General features: G+C 44.3%; 6 protein-coding genes. 2 read left to right on the top strand and 4 right to left on the bottom strand.

Annotated features, from left to right (window positions below):
* The 3 genes from F6K20_RS28520 to yidD form a co-directional block, all read right to left on the bottom strand.
* The coding region (locus F6K20_RS28520) for a DUF3110 domain-containing protein (RefSeq protein WP_287296918.1) at positions 1–207 on the bottom strand (207 nt) is incomplete at its 3' end.
* Between the two features lie 282 nt (positions 208–489).
* Positions 490–1,200 (bottom strand): M15 family metallopeptidase, encoded by a 711-nt coding sequence (locus F6K20_RS28515; RefSeq protein WP_008179350.1) that lies wholly within the window; start codon positions 1,198–1,200, stop codon positions 490–492.
* Positions 1,201–1,602: 402 nt separating this feature from the next.
* Positions 1,603–1,914 (bottom strand): membrane protein insertion efficiency factor YidD, encoded by a 312-nt coding sequence (yidD, locus tag F6K20_RS28510; RefSeq protein WP_008179352.1) that lies wholly within the window; start codon positions 1,912–1,914, stop codon positions 1,603–1,605.
* Between the two features lie 62 nt (positions 1,915–1,976).
* On the opposite strand from yidD, the gene F6K20_RS28505 reads away from it, so the two are divergent.
* A complete protein-coding gene (locus F6K20_RS28505) occupies positions 1,977–2,684 on the top strand; it encodes a diacylglycerol/polyprenol kinase family protein (protein WP_008179354.1) in 708 nt (235 codons plus the stop codon).
* Positions 2,685–2,781: 97 nt separating this feature from the next.
* Positions 2,782–3,429, top strand: a complete 648-nt coding sequence (locus tag F6K20_RS28500; RefSeq protein ID WP_008179356.1) for a glutathione S-transferase family protein — start codon at positions 2,782–2,784, stop codon at positions 3,427–3,429.
* Between the two features lie 109 nt (positions 3,430–3,538).
* Here the strand turns inward: F6K20_RS28500 and F6K20_RS28495 are convergent, their stop codons facing one another.
* Complete coding sequence (locus F6K20_RS28495; RefSeq protein WP_287296916.1) at positions 3,539–3,712, bottom strand: hypothetical protein; 174 nt, start codon at positions 3,710–3,712, stop codon at positions 3,539–3,541.
* Between the last annotated feature and the right edge of the window lie 46 nt (positions 3,713–3,758).

Here is a 3,758-nt window from a genome sequence, read left to right as displayed (position 1 = left end):
AAACTCCTCAATCTCTTCTAGATCGATAGCTTCCACGGTGGGTGTTGGGAAATCCTGAGCTTCGAGCAATAAAGCAAAGCGGGTAGCATCGTCTTCTTTTTCAAACATCAATACCGTTTGCTTATCTCCAATTTGGATAGTGTGAATTCCCTCGTTTTCTGTCCGGGCATTAAATAAAAGGACGTATACTTGCTTAGGTGCCATCATAAATCTTATATAACCTTAAGTAATCGTTATTTTTTAATTGTTTTTATAGGATATCTGATACCATTTTGCTTTAATGCCAGGGAGAGATAGCAGGAGGGCCAAGACAGGCAAGAGGGGCAATAAAAAATGGTCTATTTGTAGCATTCTTTGAGCTACTTGATTAATAATTCCACTACAATGCCACTGCTAAACCATCTTAGCAGCAACTGAGCTATCACCACGCTCCCCATTTAGCACGCTCCCCACTTAGGACTGACCCACTCTCCGACTCAGTCTCAGGACTCAACAGGCTCCGCACTCAACACCACCATATCGTGCCATCAAGGTATTGGTTGAATCTTCTTGATTGCGCAGCCAAGCCCACATTTGGTCTCCGAGGCAAAAATGCCACCACTCTCTAGGATGACACCGGAACCCAGCCGAGTACATTAAATTTTTTAACAGCTGTCGATTGTAGTGATAAGGCAAGTCTTGCTGATTGGCGTAATAATCGGGATGGGAGCGTGGTGAGACTTCATCAATCTCAGAGCCCATATCAATGGTTTCACCGGTGGCATCCACCAGGGTAATATCTAAGGCAGCACCTGTACTGTGAGGGGGTGGAGTCATGGGGTTAGAGCTGGGTACTGCCCAAAATTGATAGACTTGTTCCCAAATCGCTTGCTGTTGTTGTTCCGATAGGATGCTTGGGTTGAGTTGTTGTGCCTGAGCTACTTGGGCAAAAGTATGGTCAACCATGAATTGTTGGACTTCCACCGGTCGATAGCCATCAAAAATCTGGATGCGCCAACCTGGATGCTGCTGTTGGAGTTGGCTTTGAGCCACAAAGAGTGCTTCTATCACACTCTCGCGCAGATAATAAGGGGAAGCCTTACCATAAGGTGCCCCCAGTTTTTGGTAGGGGTGAGGGTTACGAGCGGCAAATTGTGCTAAGGGAATGGGGATGAGGGGTTCTCCACACTCTACAATTGGGATTTGCTGATAAGGTTTCATAGTTGCAGTTCTCAATTGCTTGAGGTAATTACTAGCAGTTGGTTGCGAGGGAGTCGGGAGTAGGGAGTAGGGAGTAGGGAGTAGGGAGTAGGGAGTAGGGAGTAGGGAGTAGGGAAGTCGGAAGTGGTAAAAATTCTGTTTACCTCATTACTCTCATTACTATGAGAACCGCTATAGTTTTTCTTTTGGGCATTTTTGGAGTTATCAAAAAGCGTTGATCAGCGCGAAGCATATCTTTTGGCAAAATTAGAAAATATTTAAAGTCTTTTAACGGTCACATTTTTAACACCTAAAAAACTCAACCTAAAACCAACTTTTGCCTTTTGCCTTTTGCCTCTTGCCTTTTGCCTCTTGCATGATTTAACTACTTTTTTACCATACTCAAACCACAAGAGCCACTAATTATTCCCTGTTCCCTGTTCCCTGTTCCCTGTTCCCTGTTTCCTGTTCCCTGTTCCGAAGTTCAACACTTCTAGATTTATCCCTATTACCATTAGGATAAACGTCAGGCACGGGATCATAACCCCCTGGATAGAGAGGATGACACCGTAGAATACGCCGAATTCCTAGCCAACCACCCCGACAGACACCAAACCGCTCAATCGCTTGGATAGCATACTGGGAACAGGTTGGGCGAAAGCGACAGACTGGAGGAAATAGGGGCGAAATAAAAGCTCGATAGCCTCGAATTAGCCAAATCAGTAAAAGTTTCATGTAATGGTCACCCCATCTAATACAGTAATAAATAGGTCTTAAAGTATGCTGCCATCAGATCCTTGTTTAATTCTGTAACCTGGATAGAATCAATCCCAACCCTATGGCTGCAAATTGCACTGATTGCTGTCGGTCTCGGTGCGATTGTGCTGCTGGCGGAAACACTACATCAGCGCACCGCCAGGGATTCAGAAATTACCCGTAAAATTGTTCACATTGGCACCGGTAACGTTATTTTAGTGGCTTGGTGGCTACAAATACCTGCCTGGGTAGGTATCTTGGCATCAGTTATCGCTGGTGCGATCGCTCTTTTGTCCTATTACATTCCTATTTTGCCTGGTATTAACAGCGTTGGGCGCAAAAGCCTAGGCACTTTCTTCTATGCTGTCAGTATTGGTGTCGTGATTGCCTGGTTTTGGCCCTTACAACAATTCCAGTATGCCGCTATTGGTATTTTAGTGATGGCATGGGGGGATGGATTGGCAGGACTGATTGGTCAGAAATTTGGCCAACATCCCTATCAGGCTTGGGGGATGCAAAAAAGCTGGGAAGGGTCTGGAACCATGGCTGTCACTAGCTATGTCGTCAGTAGCCTGATCCTTTTCGCTGTTCAAGGTAATGTCTGGGAAACCTGGTTGATGTCAATTGCGATCGCATTTTTTGCCACACTATTAGAAGCCTTCTCCAAGTTCGGGATTGATAATCTCACAGTTCCTATCGGTAGTGCAGCACTAGGGTTCTTTTTAAGTCAAATCCTCAGCTTGGGTTGAAGGGTTCTTGAAATAGCTCAAGTTATGAGCTTGTGCTTGAAAGTAGATATTAAACTAAGAATCAATCAAACGTTGATAGTAAGGGAGAGTTGAGTCAATGTTACAGTTTTACAATAATCCTATGTCCAACAATGCCCGACGGGTATGGATTGCTTTATTAGAAAAACAGATTGACTTTGAGCCTGTTGAAATAAAATTAGATGGAGATCAATTTACGCCAGAATTTATTGAAATCAATCCCTTTCATCACATCCCAGTCCTAATCGATGATGGATTTAAAGTGATAGAATCCTTAGCCATCTTAGATTATTTAGAAGCTAAATATCCAACTCCTGCTCTGATGCCTACTGACCCCCAAGCTATTGCTACAGTGAGGATGATACAACTGGTCAATGTCAATGAGCTTGCTCCTGCTATCGTAACCTTTATGCGCCATAACTTGGAGATTGAAGTAGAAGCAAAAAAATTAGAACAAGCTCAAAAACAAGTTGCCACAGTGATGAAATTTTATAGCGAAAAATTGGGCGATAAAAACTACTTTGTAGAAGGGCAATTTACGTTAGCCGATATTGTCGCCGGTTTGTCAGTATATTTTCTCAGCAAGATCGGCGTTTCTTTAGCAGACTATCCCTCAGTGCAAAATTGGCAAACAGCTTTACAGGAACGGGAAAGTTGGCAGCAAGTTCAACCAACACCAGAAGAGTTTGAAATGTTTAAAGCAAAAGTGAAAGCAATTTTGTCGTAAGCATTCAGCGGTCAGTGGTCAGCCGTCAGCCGTTAGCCGTCAGCCATCAGTGGTCAGCGGTCAGTGGTCAGCTTATTTTATTCAAAGGTGCGCTTTCCGCATCTAATTATTAAATTCGCCACGGGTCGCACCTAAAAGCACCGATTGCGCTACTTGAGGTGCTGCGCGAACAGTAGCGTGGCCATTCCCGTAGCGTGGCCAAAGGCTGATAGCTGATAGCTGATCGCTGATCGCTGATCGCTGATCGCTGATAGCTGATAGCTGAATGCTTACATTTTGTCAAGGTAAACCACTAGAAAATTGGCAACCGCTGAGTTAATGGGAGTAGG

The sequence above is a fragment of the Moorena sp. SIO2C4 genome (assembly GCF_010672485.1).
Taxonomy (GTDB): domain Bacteria; phylum Cyanobacteriota; class Cyanobacteriia; order Cyanobacteriales; family Coleofasciculaceae; genus Moorena; species Moorena producens.
Note: the sequence above shows the minus strand (reverse complement) of the source record. Positions and strands in the feature narration are given on the sequence as shown.